Source organism: Zunongwangia sp. (assembly GCF_048269745.1).
In the GTDB taxonomy this organism is placed as follows: Bacteria; Bacteroidota; Bacteroidia; order Flavobacteriales; family Flavobacteriaceae; genus Zunongwangia.
Genome location: NZ_JBLXIB010000014.1, coordinates 72,896 through 96,068, shown reverse-complemented (window position 1 = coordinate 96,068; position 23,173 = coordinate 72,896). Strand labels below are relative to the sequence as shown.

Below are 23,173 nucleotides of genomic sequence, written 5' to 3'. Positions count from 1 at the left end.
GTCATCTATTAAATTACCAATTTTAATAACGATAAAAAAATTACGATTTATAAATTATTAGAAAATAAACACTTGTAAAATAATGTAAAATTGAATAATTCGATTTAAAAATTTCAAAACATAAAAAAAGCCTTATCAGAAGATAAGGCTTTTTTAGTTATGATCTTAAAAGAACTAATTCTTCAGGGTTTCCATATCTACATCAAGATCAAAAGTATTATTAACTTTCTCTACGGTGATGTCGTTAGATAAATTGAAATTTTTAGCGGTTTTAATGTCTAAAGAAGAGGCTCCAATTTTTACGGTATAGATTCCTTTTTCAGCAATCCAGGCACTTTTAGCATCTACAAAAGAAGCTAAATCTTTTGCCTTTAAAGTGAATGTTAACTTCTGAGATTTTCCGGGTTGGAGCAATTTAGTTTTTCCAAAAGCTCGTAATTCTTCTGAAGGTTTATCAAGCATTTTTGAAGGCGCAGAAACATATACCTGAACTACTTCTTTCCCAGCAATATTTCCCGTATTGGTAACTTTTACTGAAACTTTGATCTCATCTTTAAAATTGTTATTGCTGAATGCTATATCTGAATACTCAAACGTGGTATACGAATCACCAAAACCAAATTCATAAGAGGGTTTTACATTAAAAGTATTGAAATAACGATAACCAACATAAATGCCTTCTTTGTAAAATACCTCTTTAGGATCGTTAGCAGGAACTCCTGGGAAGTTAGCTGCAGAAGGCTCGTTGTTATAATCCATTGGAAAAGTCATTGTTAATTTTCCGGAAGGATTTTTAACCCCAGAAATTACATCGGCAACAGAATTTCCTCCTTCTTGCCCAGGTTGCCAAGCTAATAAAACGGCATCAACTTTATCTTTCCAGCTGGCGGTTTCAATAACGCCACCAATATTTAAAATCACAATCACTTTTTTACCTTCAGCATGAAAGGCATCACTAACGGTATTGATCATTTTTATTTCATCCTGACCTAAATAGAAATCATTGTTTATTTTTCTATCGTGTTGCTCACCGGCATTTCTACCTATGGTAATTACGGCAACTTCAGAAGATGCTGCTTTTTCAGTTACCATTTCTTTTGCCAGCGGCATCTCTGGAATACGTTGTACAGCGGCCAATAACCCTTCTGCTGCACGACGTTTCATTTCCTTTTCGGTAGCTGCTTTTACAAAAGGAACGTAGGTTTTTTCTAAATCCTGATCGATGCTATACCCAGCATTTTTTAATCCTTCCAATAACGAAACGGTATAGGCTTCGTTTACATCACCACTTCCAGTTCCTCCAGCAATAAAATCGTAGGAAGTATTTCCAAAAAGAGCAACGGTACCTGATTTATTGGTATAAGGCAAAGTTTTTTCTTCATTTTTCAACAACACCATTCCTTCAGTAGCGGCATTACGCGTTACTTCAGCGTGTGCTTTTAAGTCTGGATTATCGCTATACTTATAGTTTTCTACCGTTGGCGTTTTTAAAATATAATTTAAAATATGACGCAGGTTTCTATCTATAGCCGCCTCATCTACCTTACCTTCTTTAATAGCTTTTAGTAAAGCTTCTTTTTGGGCTTGTGTTCCCGGCATCAACAAATCGTTACCGGCTTCCATTTGCGCTATAACATCACTTACATTACCTTTCTCATTAATAGCAGCGAAACCCGGATAGCCGCCAAACCAATCGGTCATCACCATTCCTTTATAGCCCCATTCATCTCTTAACACCTTGATTAATAAATCTTCATTGGCGGAAGCATACGTACCATCAATTTTATTATAAGCAGTCATCACTGTCCACGGATTGGCTTCTTTTATGGCAATTTCGAAACCACGTAAGTAAATTTCCCTCATCGCACGCTCGCTAATATGGGCATTAACCGATAAACGATTAGTTTCTTGATTATTTGCTGCAAAATGTTTTACGGAAGTACCTACATCGTGTGACTGGATTCCTTTGATATAAGCAGAAGCTATTTTACCGGAAACCAAAGGATCTTCAGAATAATATTCAAAGTTTCTTCCGTTTAAGGGGTTTCTATGAATGTTTAACGCAGGAGCCAATAATACATCTACACCATACTCTTTTACTTCTTCTCCCATGGCTTTTCCCACTTCTTCAATTAAATCGGTATTCCAAGAAGAGGCTAAAGCAGTTCCTACAGGAAATGCAGTGGCATAATAGGTATTAGGATTATTTTTTCTTTTTGGCTGAATTCTTAGTCCGGCAGGACCATCAGCAAAAACAGTCTTAGGAATTCCTAAACGCTTCACTTCTTCATTTCCTCCGGCTTGCCCTAAAACACGTACATCAGGCTCTCCCTCTAGAGGTACCAAACCTGCATAACCAGGCATCCCAGGTCCCACTAATAATTCTACCTTTTCTTCTGGCGTCATTGCCTGGATTACTTTATCTACAGCAGCTTTTCCTAATTGAGGTGCTTTTTGAGCATTTGCCAGCTGTAAAGAGCCTAATACTACAAAAGCTAAAAGCTTTAGTTTGTTCATTTTCATATGCTATTATTTATTGAGGTATTTATATTGAGTTAACCAATCTTCATATCGCTTATACCAAGAATCTACCGGTAAATTTTGAGTTCCCATTCCAAACCCGTGACCGCCTTTGGCATACATATGCAATTCTACCGGATATCCGGCTGCTAGCCATTTATTATAAAGAGCTATACTTTTTGGAGCTAGTTTTAACTGATCGTCGCTGGCGGCAGCTATAAATAATGGAATTTCTTTGGGAATATCCTGAGCCATTAAATCGTCGCTAGGTCCTCCATAAAGTGAAGCTGCGAAATTAGGAAGTGTTGCTTTACTTGCACTTCTAAGCACACTTTCTAAAGCTACAGTAGCTCCGGCAGAAAATCCAATCACTCCCACTTTATCCTTAGCTATATTAAATTGAGCTGCATTATCTCTTACATACTTTAAAGCAGCTTGCATATCTTGCCCTGCCAATTTTTTGATTTTAACTCTTTTCGCATCAAAATCAGCGCGATCTTTTAAACTTTCCATTAATTCTTTTGCAGGAGAATCTGTTTTAGAATGCACTAAACGATATTTTAATACAAACGCAGTTACCCCTTTTGAAGCTAATTCTTTAGCTAGATCGATACCTTCCCGATTGATTGATAAGGTTTGAAAACCTCCGCCAGGAGCGATTATAATTGCTGTTCCGTTTGGAGTTTCTGGTTTAAAAACCAATAACGAAGGATCGGTGACATTATACACCACTTCAGTTTTAAATAAATCGGAAAATTTTTGTGCTTCTTCCCAATTCCAATCTTCAGAACCGGGCGCTTTTCCATCGTAAAGTTTGATCACCTCATCTTGGGCAGACAACTGAAAAACAGCCAATAACAATCCCAAGAAAGCTATAATTTTAGTTTTCATTTTTATTGTTTTTTAAATTTTAAAGTTCTTTTATCTTTTATGACGCCATTCCAGTCTAAACCGAAACCGAAATCATATGTATTGCCTTCTGAATCTTGATACGGAATCATATCGAAAGGCACATCTTCTTGTTGTGCTTCTACCGTTTCCATATTGGCTGGCATTTGTAAAGGCAATAATCCTGAAGGTTCTTGTTTTCCCGAAACAATATCCATTACTGCTTGGGTTGAAATCCCAAAGTTGAGAACAATTCCTTCTACCTGAGATTCAAATTCACTAAAAATCATCGGTTTATTTGCTGTTACCGAAACAATAACCGGTTTATCACCCATCAACATTTTGGTATCTTCAATCGTTCTTAAATCCATGATGTTTGAAGAGGTAGACGATTTTCCTTTGTAGGAACGATTGGTAATTTCTGGATCTACCACAGGATCTCCGGCAGCAATACTTTTTTCTCTGGCGGTTGTTGCGGTATAGGTTTCATATTGAAGAGAAATAGGCACGTAACCATTACTACCTTCTTTACGATCTACTTCGCTATAACCGGCTTCTTTAGTTTGTGGATTTCTCACAAAAACCAGTGCAAAATCTGCCTCTTTTGGATTATCTGTGACCTTGTAATACTTTTTGATCAATTCTAAATCTACCGGATAATCAAATGTTGCCGGCGTAGGAATACCCCACCAATCGGTTGAAATTGGCGTATAAATTTTAGGGATGTAAACGGTTTTCTTTTCTTTAATCGGCAATACCTGATCTTTATTTTTTAGCATTACGACAGATTTCACCTGCGCTTCGTAACCAGCCTGCATAAATTCTACATTACCAACGATTTCTTTGGTTTCTTGGATCTCTAAATATGGATTTTCAAATAATCCGGTTCTAAAGATATTCTTCAGTAAACGTACCGCAGAACGTTCAAAGCGCTTACGCATATAGTCTTCACCAAATTCTTTAACGCCCATTTGGTAAGCTTCTAAAACCGGACCTTTTTCGTTATTTCCACCAAATTGGTCTACTCCTGCTTTTAGTACTTTATAATGACGTTCAGCCACACTAAGTGCTTCAGTTCCCCAAGGTTTTCCGGCAAAAGTTCCCGGAGTTTTCCCTTCATCGGCAGTGATTAGCCAATCGGTACACACCACACCGTCGTACCCGTATTTGTCGCGAAGCAGTTCAGTAATCATATATTTACTAAAACCATTCCCTACATTCTCGTTATAAATATCATCCCGATCAAAACTAATCGTATAGTAAGGCATTACGGCAGCTGCTTTTTGAGTACCTCCATCCAATTTAAAAGCACCTTCGGTAAAAGGTTTTAAATGGTCTTTAAAATTATCTCCCGGATAAACTGCAAATTTTCCCATGGCCCAGTGAGCATCACGACCTCCTTCTTCCGGACCACCACCCGGCCAGTGTTTAACCATTGCATTTACACTTTCATATCCCCAACCACTGTTGATTTCAGTATTTTTACCTGAAGTCTGAAATCCTTCAACATAGGCTTTCCCCATCGCTTTTACCAGTTCTGGCGATTCGCTAAATACATAAGCGATACGATACCAGCGTGGCTCGGTTCCTAAATCTATTTGCGGTGAAAGTGCGGTAGTAATCCCTAAAGCACGATATTCTTTAGCGGCTATCTCTCCAAATTGTCTTACCAACTCTGGATCAAAGGTCGCTCCCATAGCTAAGCCATCAGGCCATAGGGAGATCGTCCCTCCTGCCCCGGCATTAAATTCTGAAGTAACTGTAGCTGTATTTCGTGGATCTGAACTGTTATTTGCGGGAATTCCCAAACCTAAGCTTTCTACATAGGCCTGTACATTATTGTTCCATTTGGCGGCAACTTCCGGCGATTTAACAGCAGTAAGTAAAACGTGGCGTAAATTATCGTCTTTTAAAAATTGCTTTTGCTGATCTGAAATTGCTGAAGCTTTCGCTCCGCTTTCAGAAAAAGGCTTTCCGTTATAGGTTCCTGCTCCAAAACCAATTTCACCAGCCGGAATAGATTGATGTTTACTGTATAACATTAAACCGGCAATTTGTTCAACAGACATTTTAGACGCCAGATCTTTAGCCCGCTTTTCTACAGGAAGCCGCCAATCTTCATAAGAATCTAATTTTCCATTCTTATTTAAATCTTTAAAAGATTCTCCATTGTCTTTAATGATTTTAACTCCAGAATTTTTACTGTAGCCTAAAACGGTTCCTGATTTACTGGTGAGGGTTTTTATATCCTTAGCTTCTTGTGAAAATCCTATTTGGATCCCTAAAGCTAAACTTAGTAACAAGAAAGTTTTTGTTTTCATAACTATGATTTTACAAAAAACCAAAAGCATTCAAAATTGAATGCTTTTAGTCTTGTTGATTTCTAAAAATTAAAGCTTACTGAAAGTTGTGCAGTAAACGGACGGATGTACGAAGCAGTTAACAATCTTCCGTAATACTCTTCTGGATCTTTAACTAACTCAGTTCCATTAATAGTTCCTTTAGCACCTACTTGGTTTAAGAAGTTAACCAGCGTAAGACCAAAATTTAAATGATCATTTAATTTGTAATTTACACCTCCAAAATTCTCCCATCTAGGTGCGAAGGTCAGCGCGTTATTTATATTGGCGTATTGTTCACTAAAATATCTAAAACTTGCCCAAACTCTCCAATCTTTATAGGTATAACTAGGATCCAATTCAATTAAAACTTTAGAAATTTCTAATACGGTTTTACCACTATCATCTACGTCTTCTCCAAATGCATTAAAAGTAAAATTTTTATATTGTGGATCTTGCAATGTTAGCAAACCATGAAAACTGAAACCTTTAAATGGAGTTAGTACAACATCTGTAGTCCACCCTAAAGTTTCGATATCGTAATTCGTAGGCGTTTGTTGTTGCTCAGTATCATTTTTGGGATTTACTAAATTGAAACGCTTTAAATAGTTATTTTTAGTTAAATAGGTAACCTGAGATACTAAGCTAATCCAATTTTCATTATAAAATACTCCAAAGGCACCTAATGGACTTTTACTAGTTTTAGTATTTGGAACTGCTGCTGCAGAATAACTTTCTAACCTACCATTTTCTTCGGTATATTGAAAATTAGCCAAAAGTCCGAATTTTTTAGTCAAATTATAAGTTGCATTTAATTTCCCTGCTATATGAAACCAATTTTTATCAATAGGATCTTTTTCTGCATCTTGAATAGTAAAACCCTGACTCCTAGGGGTCAATGAATATTCTCCATTTATATATTGATGCCTCAAGAATAAACCATAACTTAAATTTAAACGATCATTTACTTTCCAATCGTCACTACCATATACTGCCAATTTATTTTCAGTTCCTGTATGGAACTCTGCGCCCCCGTTATATCCATAAAAACCATATTCATCTGTAATTTGCACTAAAGATTGATTCTCTTCATCTTTGCCATAACCAATTAACCGTTGTGGTTGATTTTCTACGGTTTGAAAGAAAAGAGAACGATTAGATAAATAATTATCTATATGATAATATTGCTCTAAAACTCCAAAAGTTAAATTGTGATTATCTATTTTTTTATTTATAGAAAATCTTCCCATAATTGCTGTTGTAGATATTTCCGGACTATTCATCCCTAATTGAGTTCCTACCGGTCCTTCATATAATTCTCCAGTAGATGGATATCTAAACTCTTTATATTTTGGATCATTCTTATCTTTATCATTACTAAGTATACTTAAAGGAATACTATTCAATAAAGAAGCCTTTGCTAAATGTAAACGTGTAGAGTATTTAAAATTCCATCCATTATCCATTAGGTAATTACCAAAAATATCTAAATTTTGAGATTTATTGGTATTTTCTTTACCATCCATTGATGCCCAATAATAATCACCACCATCTATATCCTTAAAACGAATTCTTCCATCTCTCACGGTATAAGAATCACGTCCAATTCTAAAATCGTCAATTTCGTTAGCTTCTCCATTTGGCCCATATTCTATAACCGCATAGTTAGTAGTAGTATAAGAATCTGCATATTTATAAGAAATATTAAATTCTCCTTTACCTTCTTTAAAACGCTTAGTTAGCCCTGCTCTAAATATTTTAGTTTGATCGGCATAATTGTTATAGCCTAAATCGTAGGTACTTGGATCAAAATTCACAAATGCCCCTAAAGTATACGACCAACCATTATCAGAAATAGGTCCTGATACATTTACATCACCTTGAAACCAACCAAAATGACTTCCTGATAGTTTTCCTTTTATATGAAAATCTTCAGTACCGGTTTGTGTATACGAATTAACAGCAAAACCTAAATCTCCCATTGTACTGGCTAATTGATCCATCTTTAACAGACCAGTTTTTTGAAGACTTACACTTTGTCTCCACGTTTTATTAGGTAATTCTGGCCAAAAGAAATAAACCACAGGTAAATCGTTTTCGAGAATAGTTATACCTCCCACACTTCCTGGTAAACCAATATTAACATCTCTAGGGCCTGAATTACTAGATGCATTTAACATCACATTTCGATCGCCTCCATTTTTCTTTCCTTCTACTTCTTTGTCTCCTTTCAATTCTTGCTGTAATGCAATGGAATCTTGAGTGCTTAAATTTTTATCCTTATCCTCTTGCGCAAAAATCGATTGCGAAACAAATAAAGAAAACCCTGCGAAGAATAAGCTTAAGCTTCTTTTAGTAAAATTTTTGTTCATATAATGCTTCATTTTGAAACTTTTAAAAATTGATTTAAAAAAATCTCATTTCAATGTTGGTTAAAATGAGAAATACTGTGTTTAGTTTTTGGTTTTAAAATTTATATATCTGACAATAATTTATGGCGCATTGACATCGCTCGATTCTTACTTTTCAATAATCATTCATATTCAATAGGATATAATAGTTCTAAAAATTGATTGTAAATTAAATTATTGCCAAATACTGCAACAAATGAAGATATATCTTCGCAATTACCCCAAAACATATTTGATTTCTTTTCGTGGGAAGAAAATAGAGCCGGCAAACATAAAACTAGAAGTAGAAATCTTTTCATTTTATTATAATTTACAAGGTTTTCGTAAAAATGTCTTATTGCTTAATATGGAAACAATAGTACAACTTTTTTTTAATGTTTAAAAAAGAAACAATAAAAATTTAAAATTTTATATAGCTTTTTTTACCATATACGCATTTTAAAAGGGATATTTTCACATAACAATAATTCAAAGCAATCTGAAACTACAAGTTATTAGTACGATAGTCTATCTTTTTATAAAATAAATTCGTATCAATTAAAAAATAGTAACTCTAGGAATTTTGATATACAAACTTTATTAATGCTGTGAATTTTTATTTATAGAGTAGAATTATAACACATATCAAAATTATTTTAATCCAATCAAAATAATATAAATTAATAATTGATTTATAAGTAGTTATAGTTTATTTTTAAAATAGCTTAACCAATCTACCTAACCATGAAATTAATAACCACTAAATTACATTGGGCATTTATAATATGCTTTTTATTGACATATATTGGTGCGATAATAAGTATTTGTGATATTATCCCTGAAAAATATGCCGTTTATTTATTTGTAATAGGGAGCGGTGTTTTAATATTAAATTTCTGCTGTTACATTAGGAGCTTCAATAAAAAGTAACTGCTTTTATAATTGTATGTCGTCAACTATCAACTGAATTTATTTCAGTTTTCCCCATACTTTTTGGTGTCCTATTTTAAATTACATTGTGGATGTATCTTGAATTCCTGAACTATAAATTGTTACTGATATTTTATAATTCTAATTTTAAACAAAAAAAGAGTCTATTTTTAACTTTTACGGCAAGACCATTATTCCAAGTAAAAACTTATTAAAATTTATAAATTGAGTATAAGAATTGAAGTAAAAATTCGATTTGTTTTTCAGCAATACTTTTCACCTACACTACTATTTTATATAAGCTTATTCACTTTCTTCTAATTGAAAAAATTCGTTTACCGGTTTATCAAAAACATTTGACAATTTTAATGCTAGAACAGTAGAAGGTATATATTTATTATTTTCTATCGAATTAATCGTTTGCCTAGAAACATTTATCTTTTTAGCCAAATCTTCCTGTGTTAAGTTTAAAATAGCTCGTTCAATTTTTAATGAATTCTTCATTCATTTATTCTTTTTTTTGTGCTATAAAAATTTATAAGATATAAAATAATAATAAAGTTTGTAACATACATAGAACTAAAATATGCTGCAGTTCCTCCTAAAAAAATATCTAGTAAAACATATAAAATATGTACAATAACTCCTCCAAAAAATGCTATAAATATAGCATTCAACCGTAAAGACATAATCATTTCATCTTCGTTTTTTTCTTCTGAAAGTCCTATAATTAATAATCCTACTGTTAAAATAAATTGCCAAAATGAACTTAAAACAAAGAATTTATCTACTAAATGAATAATAAGTGCTAAAATAGAAATTACAATACCTAGATACTTTGCCCAAAAAGGAAGTAACCTCAATTTTCGTTTAACCTCATATAGATTTTTAGGATTTTTTTTAGAAGTAAATAATGCTAACATAATAATTGTGAACATTATCACTAAGATAACCAATTTTGATTTTTCCATAATTAAATTGATAATTTTGCTTTACAATTAGTCAAATATATTTTACATTTTAAAATAATCAAAATTAATTAAACTTTATATTTGATCTATAAAATAGCTATCATTAATTAATATGTTCGTTGATTTTAAATGGAATAGATATTGAATAAAAGTGATAAACAAAAAACTTAAAAATGAATAATTTTAAAATTGTATCCTTACTATTTTGTTGTGTTTGTTTTATAAAATGTAATTCTCAAACACACTACAAACCAGTAAGTGACTTTCCTGAAATTGAAATAGACACCAATACAGTAAACTTTACTGATCAAGAACATTTTCAAAATAAAGTAACCGGAAAAACAGTAAAGGTTTTGCATTCTGTAGAAAATACTGGTTTTCATTTTTACAATAGCGTTAGTTTTAAAAACGAAAAAACAGGAATTATTGTTGGCGGAACCAGATTACGAATAAGTTCTACACAAGATGGAGGGCAGCATTGGAAGAGTTTTTCATTCTCAGGTTTTGCCAATGCTTTTTATTGTACTACTATTTATAATAATCAATTTTTTGTAGTGGGTGCTTCTCGTTTTATTTTTAGAAATAAAAATTTAGATAAGGAATGGGAAGTTTTTGACGTAAGTAGCTTAAGTAAAAACAATTACGGGTTACGCTATCCTAAATTTTATAAAATTAAATTTTCGGAATCAGGTTTGGGCTTCATTATTGGCGATAATAGTGGAAACCCCATTTTACTTAAAACCACTAATGGCGGAAAAAATTGGCAATTAAATCCTTTAAATGGATTGAAAAAAGATGATAATTCATTAAGCGATCTATTTATTTTACCAGATAATACCATCCTAATAATCACCTTTAAAGGAAATGTATACCAGAGTGAAAATGGAGGAAATAACTGGTTGTTATTACGTAGCGGAAAACAAGGTGAATCTTTAAATTCTATAGCATTTAAAAATAAAAAAGAAGGTTATATTTCAGGATTACAAAGTTTACTCCTGAAAACAAAAGATGGAGGAAAAACTTGGCACAAAATAGATACTTCTGTTTTGGGACCTGATGCAAACATCTCTAACCTAGAATACACAAAAAACAATCAACTACTGCTTACTACCGCTGAAAGTTTTCAAAATCATAAATATATTACTTTTGTTTTCTCAGTAGATCAAGAAGAAAACATAAGCCCTTTCCTCTTAAAAAAAGAGAAAACTTTTACAGGAGATGCTTACGGACTTTTTATTTTAAAAAATAAATTGTTTGTCTTAGATCGCGATAAATTATACAAAACCTCACTGTAATCAAACAAAAATTGGCATTATAGCTAATCAAATACAACTAAATAAATTAAATTATAGTCCTTACAGTAACACTTTTTGAATTTTGAAAAAAGATTTTTTTTCGTTAATACTGAAAGAATAAAAAATGAAAACACCTTCAATCTATATTTATAGCATCCTATTTATAATCTCAATTTCGCTTTTTAACTCCTGCAATGGCTCTAAAAGCTTATCTCAACATACTACAGAAAATTCTAAAACTTTTACCGATACAGTAGCATTCGATAAAAGCTCTCGTTTTTTTCAAGGTATAGCACGAGTAGAAGAAGACAGTAGTACCTTTTTTATCAAAACCAATGGAAAACGCGTGTTTGAAAATTTGATACACGAATTTCAGCCATTAGACAGCGTTTCTCCTACGAATAACGGAATGCTAAGCTTATACAAGAATGAGAAAAAACTAATGCGCATTGTAGGAAACTATGGAATGCTGAATGATTCAGCTGAATGGGTATTGCAACCGGAATATGATACAATACCATTGCTCTATGATCGCTATTTAAAAATAGAAAAAGAGGGAAAAACAACCTATGCCAATTCCTGGGGCAACTTAATGATCGCGTTCAAATACTAGCTCTCCGCTATTTTAATGTAAAAAAGTATGAAAATTTGGAATTATAGATAGGCAATGTTATAATTCCGTCAAGTTATAAGAGACAATTACGCGTGCAAGGTCATTATTTTATTAGTAGAAAAAACCGTAAAGTTGGCGTGCTTAATCAGGAGAATAAAGAAGTATTACCTAATAGTTATGATGAGATTATCATGACTGAAATGAAAACTGCCGAGAATAAAACTGAACCTATTTTTAAACTAACAGCCAATGAAAAATATGGGTTTTACGTTCCAAAAACCGGTAAACTTATTCGCCCAGAATATGATAAAATCAAGTTTTTAAGCAATGGGCAACTTACGCCTTATGATTCTAGAGCCAAAAGCAAAGGATTAATTAGCTTAGAGAAAGACGGAAAGAATAAACTAGTTTTAAAATTATAAAAAAGCTATATCCACTAACCAAAGGATATAGCTTTTTTTATTTATGAATAATTTCAGTATAAAACCACAATCTTCTTTATCAACAGCCAACGGATACCATTTTTATAGTAACGCTTGTTTAACAGTCATTTTAAATTCTTGTTATATTTACGTATTAGCGGTATAATAGCAATACACAAATGCATCCAATAGTCATAATTATAAATTTAGCAAAATAAAGATATTATATTTTTTATATAATTATTATCTTCTAAAAAACCCCTGTAGTACTTTCATAAAATAGTATTATAAGTACAATTAGGCATCCTGCTAATTCTAATATAAATTAAGATTATGAAATTTTTACTTTATAGCTTTTGTATAGGCTTTTTCATAAATTGTTTTAGCCAATCTCCAGATTCTAATTTCGCTATCAATAATCAAGAATATTTAGAGCGAAATGGTGTAAATGTAATGTTAGCTCACGATTTTTATCCAGAAAGCCATCAGGGCGGTGTAGGTATTATTCAAAATGGCATTCGCATTGCCACAAACGGAGATTTACGTTTGCAGCCTACTCCCGGACAATGGCAACCGGTTCCAAAAGTTGGTGTCCGAAAAGTAGATTGGAACACCCAAACCATTAGCGTACACATGCAATATCCTGATTCTTGAAAGAATGAGATTGGTTTTAACCCTATTGAGTATCCGGATCTTCAATTCTCTTATCACCTAAACATTAAACCAAAAGGTAAATCTTTTATAATAAGTGTCGATTTAGATGAACCTTTACCAGAAGAATGGGTTGGTAAAGTAGGAATGAATATTGAGCTATTTCCCGGTATTCTCTTCGGAAAAACCTATTATTTAGATGAGGAATTTGGCACGTTTAATCGCCAAGCCAACGGTCCCGGAAAAATTTCGGAAGAAGGTATTTCTCACCTCCAACCTCTAGCTAGTGGAAAAAAGCTCAATATTGCTCCTGAAACTTCAGAACAACATATAACCATCGAGAATCTAGGAACATCAAATTTAGAATTGCTAGATGGAAGGGAGCTTCATAACAATGGGTGGTTTATTGTACGTTCCTTAGTGCCAGCAAATAAAACAAAAAATGCCATCGAGTGGTTGGTAACACCCCAAGCCTTGCCTAATTATAAGTACGATCCTATAGTTCAAATATCGCAAGTTGGCTATCATCCAAATCAAGAAAAAATTGCAGTAATTGAAACCGATCCAAAAGATAGTATTCAACCTATTATTCTTGAAAAAATAAATCCGGATGGAAGCCATACACTTGTCGAAAAAAAATTACCTAAAAAATGGGGCAGTTTTTTACGGTATATCTATTATCAATATGACTTTTCTAATGTAAAAGAAGAAGGAATTTATCAATTAAAATATCGAAACTTCAACACCAATCCTTTTCAGATCAGTCAAAAAATATTCGACAGAAATGTTTGGCAACCTACTTTAGAATATTTCTTACCAGAACAAATGTGCCATATGCGTGTTAACGATCGGTACAAAGTTTGGCATGGGCGCTGCCACTTAGATGATGCTCGAATGGCTCCTATAAATACGAATCATTTTGATGGGTACCTTCAAGGCACAAGTTCCTTAACACATTTTAAATCAGGAGAACATGTACCTCAGCTCAATCAAGGAGGTTGGCACGATGCCGGAGATTACGATTTACGGATAGAATCGCAAGCCGAAACGGTACAAGGACTTTCCCGTATTTATGAATTATTTAAAATTGACTATGATAATACGCTTATCAATCAACATTCAAAAACTGTAGAATTACTTACCCCAGACGGGAAACCAGATATTTTACAACAAATTGAACATGGTTTATTATCGATAATTGGCGGATATAATTCTTTAGATCAGTTTTATCGAGGCATTATAGTTCCTACCAAAAGACAATATGTTTTATTGGGAGATGCTGTAAACCATAGCGATAATATAGTTTACAACGATTCAGTTGCCGATATTCCTATAGGGCAACAAGGTGCTTCAGACGACCGATGGGTTTTTACTGAAGAGAATCCTGAACGAGCTCTTCAAGCTGCTGCCGCTTTAGCTACTTCAGTTCGAGTTTTAAAAGATTATAATGATACTTTGGCAAATGCGGCATTAAGCATTTCGGAAAAGGAATGGAAAAAATATAGTAAAAAACCTTCTTTAGGTAGAATTGAACTTGCAACGGAATTATTTAATACTACTAAAAATTCTAAATATTTAGTATATTTAATTCAGCAACAAGAATTTATTCAAAATAATTTTCAGGCTATTGGATGGATTATAGCATCTATTATTGATGAAATTCCAGATGAAAAATTCAAAAATTTTCTTTCTAAACAAGCTGAATTCTATGCTGTCCAGGTAAAAAAAGAAGGCACAAAAACACCATACGGAGTTCCCTATGAACCAAATATCTGGGGTGCTGGTTGGGGTATCCAGAACTTTGGGATGAAACAATATTTTTTGCACACTGCATTTCCTCAATATTTCCCAAAAGAATATATTCTAAATGCACTAAACTTTGTTTTAGGGACACATCCAGGAGTTAACACCTCCTCATTTGTATCGGGCGTTGGTACCCGATCGGTAACGCAAGCTTATGGACCAACAAGAGGAGAACGTTCGTATGTTCCGGGTGGTATAGCTTCCGGAACAGCATTAATTAGGCCGGACTTTCCTGAACTTTTAGAATGGCCGTACTTATGGCAACAAACCGAATACGTTTTGGGCGGTGGCACTACTGATTATTTATTGCTTGTAATTGCAGCTAAGCATTTGCTAAATAAAAATCAATAATTTATGTAAACTATTTTCTATGGAATATTAATTCTATATCTCATTTGGTATAGAGATAATTTTGCATAAACGCTTAGTAATAAAAATTCAACTGATAAAAAAAATATGCTCGAGAAACAACCAAAATGGATATGATATATAGTTTAGGCAAATTGAATTGAAACAGCTAATACGGCAAATCGAGTTTAAGAAATATATAACTCAAATAATACATTAAATCTAAACTAGAGTTTTTCATTGTAGGAAGAACTTGCCTTTAACAAAAAAAACGTTTATAAATGGCGGCTTTTAGCCATTTAATAATTATCTTATATTCTCATAATTGAATATTTTTTTGGATTATTCGTAAATTTTGTAAATCGGCAATTACATAACTTAAATGGGATTTTAATAAATTTTGAGTTCCTTCTTCTTCAATTTCTGTTAAAATAGATTGGTAGGCTGTTTTTAAGTTTTGTTCGTATTCGGTACAACACTCCAAAATAGCTGTGCACCCTACCATTCTATATTGAGAACACTGTAAACCATTTTTAGATTCTTTTGAAGACTCCGTTATATTAAACATTGCTTTAAGACCGACCAAAAAATCTTTTTTACGCTTAAAAGCATCAGCAAATGTATGTTTAAAATAAAGTTTTTTAGCTTCAGATTCTAATTGCTTATAAAAGCAAGCTAATTTGTTTACTTCTCGATATAATCCATTTATTTTAATAGTCAAATCAACATTTTTATTTAAAATTAGATATTGATCTCTTTCGGATTTATAATTATAATACTGAATTCTGATTTTTCCTAGATTTGGATTTTCTTCTAAGAAAAAATTGCCTTCATTACAAAAACCACCTTCCGTTGTAAAAGCAATTCCTTTTATCTCACAACTTTCTAAATTATAAAGTGCTTTTAATTCCTCATTACTGAGGCGATATTTAGTGCTAATTTTATTTATGGCATCTTTCGGTTTCATGGCTAAGTTTTTTTCAAAATTACTTTAGAAACCCAAGAAAATCTCTTGTAGAAAATACAATATTTTTGTAAATAATTGCTAATTTTTTAATTCTATCATTAAATAAAAGAATTAACGTAACACATAAGATCTTATAAGATTAATAATTAATTTTTCATAAAAAGCAAAAGCACCTTATTTTAAGGTGCTTTTGCTTTTTAGTTCATGATAATAAAAATCGTTTTGAAATGATAATTATTTCACTACGAATACTATATTATTTTATTCTGAAATAGTAATACTAACTTCTCCTTTAATATTTCTAGAAGAATTTCCTACTTTAAAAGTATATTTTCCTGGTTCTACTTTCCAGCTTTTAGAAGTTACATCATAATAAGCAAGTTCTTTTACAGGAACCTGAACAGTTACTGTTTTTGAAGAACCAGCAGCGATTTCAGGTTTTTTGAATCCTTTTAACTCTTTTGCTGCACGTTCCACTTTAGATTCTGGTTTAGAAACATACACTTGTACTACTTCTTTACCATCCATATCACCGGTATTTTTTACAGTAGTAATTATTTGTATCGTATCATTTAATCCATAAGAATCTTTATCAGCTTTAACTTCTGAAAATTCAAAATCTGTATATGAAATTCCATAACCGAATGGATAAAGTGGCGCTATGTTTTTAGTATCAAACCATCGGTAACCTACTAAAATACCTTCTTCATAAGATACTTCCTGATCTCCAGGAAAACTATTGGTTGCATGAGCAGGAGAATCTTTTAAAGATTTAGGCATTGTCCAAGGTAATTTACCGGAAGGGTTTACATTACCAACTAACACATCAGCCAAAGCATTTCCTCCTTCAGAACCATTAAACCAACTCCAAACTAAGGTTGAAGCTTTTTTATTGATCTCTTGAATATCGAAAGGTGCTCCCGCAATCATAACCACAATGGTTTTAGGATTCACTTTCATTACTTCTTCGATCAATTTTTGTTGTCCGAATGGTAAATCTAAATTGGCACGGTCGGAAGCTTCTGTTTCGTAATCACGGTTAGAACCTGCAAAAATTATTGCTATATCCGATTTTTTTGCAGCCTCTACAGCTTCTTTTAATTTATCTTGATCAAGTTCGTTTATAGTTACCGGGCCACTTAAGGTAACATCACCTAATTTTGCTTTTTCGGTTTTAGAATAGCGTTCTAAATAACCTTCAGCATAATTAATTTTCACAGAAGAAGGAAGTTTATTTTTCATTCCTTCTAATGGAGTTACTTCGCGTTTTGTTTTAACACCAGCACCAAAACCTCCTAATGCATTTTTCTTAGTAGCATTATTACCAATAATGGCTATGCTTTTTAATTCATCAGTTTTTAAAGGCAATAAAGATTCATCATTTTTTAATAATACTACAGATTCTGAAGCAATCTTATAAGCATCTTTAAAATGAGCTTCTGTAGCCAAACTCCCTTTTTTCTGAGCAGTAGTATCGCCCATACTATTCACTGAATAAAGTATACGTAATGAACGTTTAACGTGCTTATCTATTTCTTCTTCAGAAATTTTACCTGCTTTAGCAGCTTCAATTAATTTATCTCCTAAAAAGAATTCGTTGAAAGGCTTGGGCGTACCCATTTCGATATCTAATCCACTTTCTAGCGATTTAACCGAACTATGAACGGCTGCCCAATCTGAAATTACAATTCCTTCAAACCCCCATTCATCTCGAAGTACTTGATTTAACATATAATCATTCTCACATAAATATTCACCTCTAAATTTATTGTAAGCTCCCATCATACTGTAAGCATTTGCTTCTTGTACAGCAGCTTTAAATGCAGGTAAATAAATCTCACGTAATGGTCGCTCTGCAATTTTCACATTAACATAGTCTCGATGTGTTTCTTGATTATTTGCTGCAAAATGCTTTACACAAGCTGCCACATCGTTTTCTTGAAGACCTACGATAAAAGGAACCGCTAATTTTTTATTCAAAAACGGATCTTCTGTAAAATACTCGTACGTCCTACCACCTAGTGGTGTTCTAATGATATTAATTGCTGGAGAAAGTAATACATCTTTATCTCTAGCTCTGGCTTCTTGCCCTACACTATTTCCGAAAGTATAAGCTAATTCAGGATTCCAAGTAGCAGAAACACCAGATCCTGCTGGATAATAAGTTGCATAATCATCATCTATACCTAGTGGCGCCCAAGAGTCTCTAGAGATTTCTTCTCGTACTCCTAATGGTCCATCAGCCATTTTTAATTCAGGAATACCTAAACGTTCTACTCCGGCAGTAGTAAACATACTATTACCATGTAGCATTCCCGTTTTTTCTTCCAAAGTCATTTGTGCAACAAGACTATCTATCTTCTCATTATACTTTTGAGTAACCGGAATACCTTTATAGATTTCTTCCTTATTGGCTGCTGATTTTTGATCAGCTCCCGTATCATTTGATTGGTCACCTTTGCAACTACCAAATAATAATGGCAACGCTAAAGCGGTATATAAAAATTTATATTTCATAAAAACTGAATTTGTAGTTTGTTAAAAATCACTAATATTATATCTTTTTAAATCGAATAGCAGTTCCACCACCAGATCCTAACTCTAAAGTTAATGAATCTGAAGCAGATACTTTTTTCTTCTGAATATCAATTTTTGTAGGATTATGATCAATATCGGTTCCGTCTGCATCTTTATAAATTTGCGCCTCGTAGGAAACATTTTTGTCTAAGAAATCTAAATTAATCGAAAGTGATCTAGCATCTTCATTAGTAATGCTTCCTAAAAACCAATCATCACTATTAATATCTTTTCGAACAGTTGTAATATACTGCCCAATTTCTCCATTTAACACTTTAGTATCTTCCCAGTCAGTTGGAACATCTTGTAAAAATTTAAATGCAGGCTGATTCATATAGTTTTCAGGTAAATCGGCTAACATTTGAAGTGGAGAAAATACAGTAACAGTTAAAGCAAGTTGCTTAGCAGCTGTGCTATGTACTCTTCTACCTGGGTAGCCTTGTTCAATATTTACATCTAAAATACCTGCCGTATAATCCATAGGTCCCGCTAATAATCTGGTAAATGGTAAAATTGTAGTATAACTTGTTGGATTACCATCACTCCATGCATTATATTCCTGACCTCTAGCTCCTTCGCGAGACATCATATTTGGGTAAGTTCGGCGCTCCCCTGTATCTTTTATAGGCTCATGATAATAAATTTCTAATCCGTATTCGGCTGCCTTTTTTAATACATATCTAAAGTAATTAACTCCAAATTGACCATGATGCCATTCTTTCATATTCAATTTTGAACCTACATGACCGATTTTCACAGTAGTAATTCCGCGTTTTTTATAAAGCGCAAATGCTGAATCTATTTGTTGTAAATAATTTTTAAGGTTTGATCCAGTTTCATGATAGCCTACAATTTTCACTCCATGATCAGCAGCATAATCGGTAACTTCTTTCAAATTGAAATTGTCTGCTTCTTTAGTAAAGCTAAATTGATGCATTGCATTTTCATACCAAGAAGGAGTCCATCCTTTATTCCACCCTTCAATTAATAAATGGTCTATTCCTAATTTATTAGCTTCATTTATATACTCTTTAGCATGAACAGTGGTTGCTCCTTGTTTATCACCTTCCCAAAAAGTATATTTACCAATGTGCATTCCCCACCAAATACCAATATATTTAAAAGTTTCAATCCAACTAGTATCTTCTATTTTATTAGGTTCGTTAAGATTTAAAACTAAATATGAAGTAATTAAATCGGTCGGTTTTTTAGCTATTTGAAGGGTTCTCCAAGGTGTTCTAAAAGACTTTGTAGTTCGTACTTTTATACCATCTGACCATGGCACTAAATCTGTTTTTAAAGTAGTACCTGTTGTATGTGCTAATGTGGTACTTGCAAAATCTGTTAAGTTAGCTTCATGAAAACTTAATGCTAGTCCACTTTTACTTTCTATAGTTAATGGAGTATGTACGGTATCTAACGTACTAACTGGTGAAGCTGTAAATAAATTTTCGTAACGTTGCTCATCGTAAGCTGGGATCCACCAAGCTTTGCCATCTTCTTTCAAGTTAAAAGTAGTAAGCTCGTCCATGATGAAAATACTATCTTTAATTCCTTGTTCCGGGAATACATATCGAAAAGCAATACCATCATCAAAAGCTCGAAACTCGATATTTAGCTTTCGTTTTTTTTCTGATTTTTCCTGGAGGTGAACAACCAACTCATTATAGTGATTTCGGATACTGTGTTTTTCTCCCCAAACTTGTTTCCAAGTATTATCGTAACTAGACTCTTTTTGTGATACTACCTCAAAATTATGCTGTAACGTATCATTATCTTTAAAAACAAAACCTAATTTTGAAGGAACTATTACTTCAGTGTTACCATGTTTTACAGAATATTGTGGTGCTAGATCGGTTAATTCAAATTGAATCGTATTTTCTCCATTAGGAGATTGTATCTGATACGTTTTTTCTGAATTTTGCGATATACAGCCAACCATCGTGCTAAGTGCTAAAGCAATAAGGGGTATCTTTTTAATCATTGTTAAATATTTTAAAGCAAATTATTGTTAGGGAATCAGTAAAAATCGAAAACTCATAAAAATTACGTTCGACTTTTACTGATTTTTAAGATTTCAATTACTTAATCCATTCAATTTTGAATGTTGTTTTTTCTTGTAACGGATTATTATCTAAAGTAAAGCTTCCGTCTTCTTTAGAAACTGATAGTTCTTGTAGTGATTTTCCGTTTGGCAAATACACTTTTCCAGTAGCAGTTTCCGTATTCTCATCTGCGTAAACTTTTAAGCTTAGTTTAGACCAATCCATATCTTTAGTAGATTGTGCTAATTTAATGTGCGGAATAACAGTTCCGTTTTGTACCAATACAATTATAGGAACTTCGCCAGCTTCAATAGTATGCCATCCACCTTTGTATACTTTTTTAGTTTGATAATCTATCCAAGTCCCTTCTGGTAAGTATACATCTCGGCTTGTTTCTTCTTCAAAAAGAGGAGCTACTAACATGCTAGATCCAAAAAGATATTCGTTATCGATCAACCAAGAACCGGCATCTTCAGGATGCTCTACAAATAAAGCGCGCATCATTGGTAATCCGTTTTCGGAACTTTGTTTCGCTTGTGCATAAATGTATGGCATAAGCTCGTAACGCATATTATCGGCTTTTCTGAAATCTTTTAAGAAAGACTTGCTATATTCCCAAGGTTCTGTTGGTGGTTCACCATGACTTCTTACATGAGAAGATAACATTCCGAAAGGTGTCCATCTTCTATATAAATTTTCTGGAGATTTTGTTACAAATCCTCCTACATCGTGACTCCAAAAACTGAATCCGCTTAGTCCTAAAGATAAACCTCCTCGTAAAGTAGATGCCATTGCTGTATTGGTTGTTGCAGCATCGCCTCCCCAATGTAATGGGTAACGTTGGCTACCGGCCCAAGTACTTCTAGCCCAAATTAAGGTGTATCCTTTTTCTTTTTTAGTAATTTCGGCTACTGCTTTATTGTAACGTAATGGAAATAAATTATGTTCGTAAAAACCGGTTTTGCCATTATTATAAATTCCATTAAAAGGAGCAGCTTCACCAAAGTCTACTTTAAATACACTTACTCCTAAATCTAATAAATGTTTTAGTTTAGCTTGATACCATTTGATAGTTTCAGGATTTGTGAAATCCAATACAGCATCTTCGTAAGGAATATTTCCTTTTTTGTCTTTTACAGCGTAGCCATTATCTACAATCTCATTAAATAATGTATTTTTTGGTGTGAAGTAAGGCAATTGCCATAAACATACATGAAAACCATCGTCTTTCATGTCAGACATCATTTTCTTTGGATCATCAAAACGCTTTGAAGCAAACTCGTAGTTATTTCTCCAATCTACATCAAACCAACCGGTATCAAAATGAATTACATCACTAGGTATTTCATATTTTCTTAAATTCTTAGCTACTTCTCTTCCCTCTTTTTCAGAAAAATAAGTTATTCTACTCATCCAAAACCCGAATGACCAAAGTGGTGGCATTGCAGCTTTTCCGGTAAGATCAGTATATTCATCTAAAATATCTTTAGGCTCTCCTAAGAAAAAGAATAAATCTGCTACATCGTCACCAAGCATCATTTTGTTGGCAGCGTTAAAATACTTTCCAAAATCTATAGTTATTGGTGAAGAAGTATGCATAAACACACCATAACCACGGCTACTCATATAAAAAGGAACAGGCTTATACATGGTTTCGTTTTGCACACCATTAGCATCGTTAGTATACAAAACAACTTTTTGACCGCGTTTGTTGAATTGTGTAAACGACTCCCCACAGCCAAAAATCTTTTCGTCTGGCTTTAAACTGAAAACCGGACTAAAACTCCTTGAATAATCTGAATTTCTTCTTACATACGAGAATGGTAAAACAGGTGTGTATGTATTTTGAACGTCTGAATTATGCAATGTACTAGTTAATAATTTACCATTTTCATCGTAAATTTTCACATGCCATGGTTTCGAAATAATTTCAACTCTACCATGCTTACTTTCAAACTGATATCCATTCTTAATTTTAGATGATTTCCATAACTCAGGATGGTTAGGAGCTGTACCATCAATTAACATCAACGATTCTTTAGGTTGATTAAATTGAGGACCTGAAGCCATTTTTAACCGAATAGTACGATCGGATACAAATTGAATTTGAAATGGAAGTTCTGGAGATGCTTCATATTCCGTTTCAGGAAATTCGTTAGCAGCAACCGTATCAGGCTTCATCAACATATTATCAAAAGCCTGTCTCGTTTTATATTGATATCGCTTATATTTTAACGTTCCTTTTCCTGTTTCTGGATTAAATGAAACCAGCTCGTCAGCAAAATAGAAGGTGTTTTCATAGTTTTCAAAATATTTACTAACATCTACAGGCTCATTAAGCACATCGGCATTTTGAATTTGCCCATATCCCGGTGCTGCAACACCAAAAGCTAGACCAAAAGCCATTAGTAAAA

15 protein-coding genes are annotated in these 23,173 nt (G+C 33.1%); 5 read left to right on the top strand and 10 right to left on the bottom strand.

The features are described 5' to 3' along the window. Window positions 1-174 precede the first annotated feature (174 nt). The 6 genes from ACN0WI_RS14475 to ACN0WI_RS14450 form a co-directional block, all read right to left on the bottom strand. On the bottom strand, window positions 175-2,523 hold the full coding sequence (locus tag ACN0WI_RS14475; RefSeq protein ID WP_417887756.1) for a beta-glucosidase family protein: 2,349 nt from the start codon (window positions 2,521-2,523) through the stop codon (window positions 175-177). 6 nt (window positions 2,524-2,529) lie between these two features. After that, window positions 2,530-3,411 carry an alpha/beta hydrolase gene (locus ACN0WI_RS14470; RefSeq protein WP_417887754.1) on the bottom strand — a complete coding sequence of 294 codons (882 nt, stop codon included), beginning with the start codon at window positions 3,409-3,411 and terminating at the stop codon, window positions 2,530-2,532. 2 nt (window positions 3,412-3,413) lie between these two features. Further along, the gene (locus ACN0WI_RS14465) at window positions 3,414-5,729 is read right to left on the bottom strand and encodes a glycoside hydrolase family 3 N-terminal domain-containing protein (RefSeq protein ID WP_417887753.1); all 2,316 of its coding nucleotides are present in this window, start codon (window positions 5,727-5,729) and stop codon (window positions 3,414-3,416) included. Window positions 5,730-5,791: 62 nt separating this feature from the next. Next, window positions 5,792-8,119 (bottom strand): TonB-dependent receptor, encoded by a 2,328-nt coding sequence (locus tag ACN0WI_RS14460; protein ID WP_417887752.1) that lies wholly within the window; start codon window positions 8,117-8,119, stop codon window positions 5,792-5,794. A 1,251-nt stretch (window positions 8,120-9,370) separates the two neighbouring features. Further along, complete coding sequence (locus ACN0WI_RS14455; protein WP_417887751.1) at window positions 9,371-9,571, bottom strand: helix-turn-helix transcriptional regulator; 201 nt, start codon at window positions 9,569-9,571, stop codon at window positions 9,371-9,373. Further along, window positions 9,568-10,038: a hypothetical protein gene (locus tag ACN0WI_RS14450; protein ID WP_417887750.1), complete on the bottom strand. Its 471-nt coding sequence runs from the start codon at window positions 10,036-10,038 to the stop codon at window positions 9,568-9,570. The genes ACN0WI_RS14455 and ACN0WI_RS14450 overlap by 4 nt, the downstream gene beginning before the upstream one ends. Before the next feature lie 173 nt (window positions 10,039-10,211). On the opposite strand from ACN0WI_RS14450, the gene ACN0WI_RS14445 reads away from it, so the two are divergent. The 5 genes from ACN0WI_RS14445 to ACN0WI_RS14425 all read left to right on the top strand — a co-directional run bounded on the left by ACN0WI_RS14445 (window position 10,212) and on the right by ACN0WI_RS14425 (window position 15,173). Beyond that, window positions 10,212-11,333: a YCF48-related protein gene (locus tag ACN0WI_RS14445; protein WP_417887749.1), complete on the top strand. Its 1,122-nt coding sequence runs from the start codon at window positions 10,212-10,214 to the stop codon at window positions 11,331-11,333. A 124-nt stretch (window positions 11,334-11,457) separates the two neighbouring features. Next, a complete protein-coding gene (locus ACN0WI_RS14440; RefSeq protein WP_417887748.1) occupies window positions 11,458-11,946 on the top strand; it encodes a hypothetical protein in 489 nt (162 codons plus the stop codon). 92 nt (window positions 11,947-12,038) lie between these two features. Next, complete coding sequence (locus tag ACN0WI_RS14435; RefSeq protein WP_417887747.1) at window positions 12,039-12,368, top strand: hypothetical protein; 330 nt, start codon at window positions 12,039-12,041, stop codon at window positions 12,366-12,368. Between the two features lie 333 nt (window positions 12,369-12,701). Further along, the gene (locus ACN0WI_RS14430; protein ID WP_417887746.1) at window positions 12,702-13,022 is read left to right on the top strand and encodes a hypothetical protein; all 321 of its coding nucleotides are present in this window, start codon (window positions 12,702-12,704) and stop codon (window positions 13,020-13,022) included. A 144-nt stretch (window positions 13,023-13,166) separates the two neighbouring features. After that, window positions 13,167-15,173, top strand: coding sequence for a glycoside hydrolase family 9 protein (locus ACN0WI_RS14425; protein ID WP_417887745.1), 2,007 nt, complete (start codon window positions 13,167-13,169; stop codon window positions 15,171-15,173). A 316-nt stretch (window positions 15,174-15,489) separates the two neighbouring features. On the opposite strand, the gene ACN0WI_RS14420 is transcribed toward ACN0WI_RS14425, so the two are convergent. The 4 genes from ACN0WI_RS14420 to ACN0WI_RS14405 form a co-directional block, all read right to left on the bottom strand. Next, window positions 15,490-16,137, bottom strand: a complete 648-nt coding sequence (locus tag ACN0WI_RS14420; protein ID WP_417887744.1) for a hypothetical protein — start codon at window positions 16,135-16,137, stop codon at window positions 15,490-15,492. A 261-nt stretch (window positions 16,138-16,398) separates the two neighbouring features. Then, window positions 16,399-18,654 carry a glycoside hydrolase family 3 C-terminal domain-containing protein gene (locus ACN0WI_RS14415; protein ID WP_417887743.1) on the bottom strand — a complete coding sequence of 752 codons (2,256 nt, stop codon included), beginning with the start codon at window positions 18,652-18,654 and terminating at the stop codon, window positions 16,399-16,401. Between the two features lie 37 nt (window positions 18,655-18,691). Further along, window positions 18,692-20,698 carry a glycoside hydrolase family 97 protein gene (locus tag ACN0WI_RS14410; protein WP_417887742.1) on the bottom strand — a complete coding sequence of 669 codons (2,007 nt, stop codon included), beginning with the start codon at window positions 20,696-20,698 and terminating at the stop codon, window positions 18,692-18,694. Window positions 20,699-20,795: 97 nt separating this feature from the next. Continuing rightward, complete coding sequence (locus ACN0WI_RS14405; protein ID WP_417887763.1) at window positions 20,796-23,165, bottom strand: TIM-barrel domain-containing protein; 2,370 nt, start codon at window positions 23,163-23,165, stop codon at window positions 20,796-20,798. Window positions 23,166-23,173: the final 8 nt, after the last annotated feature.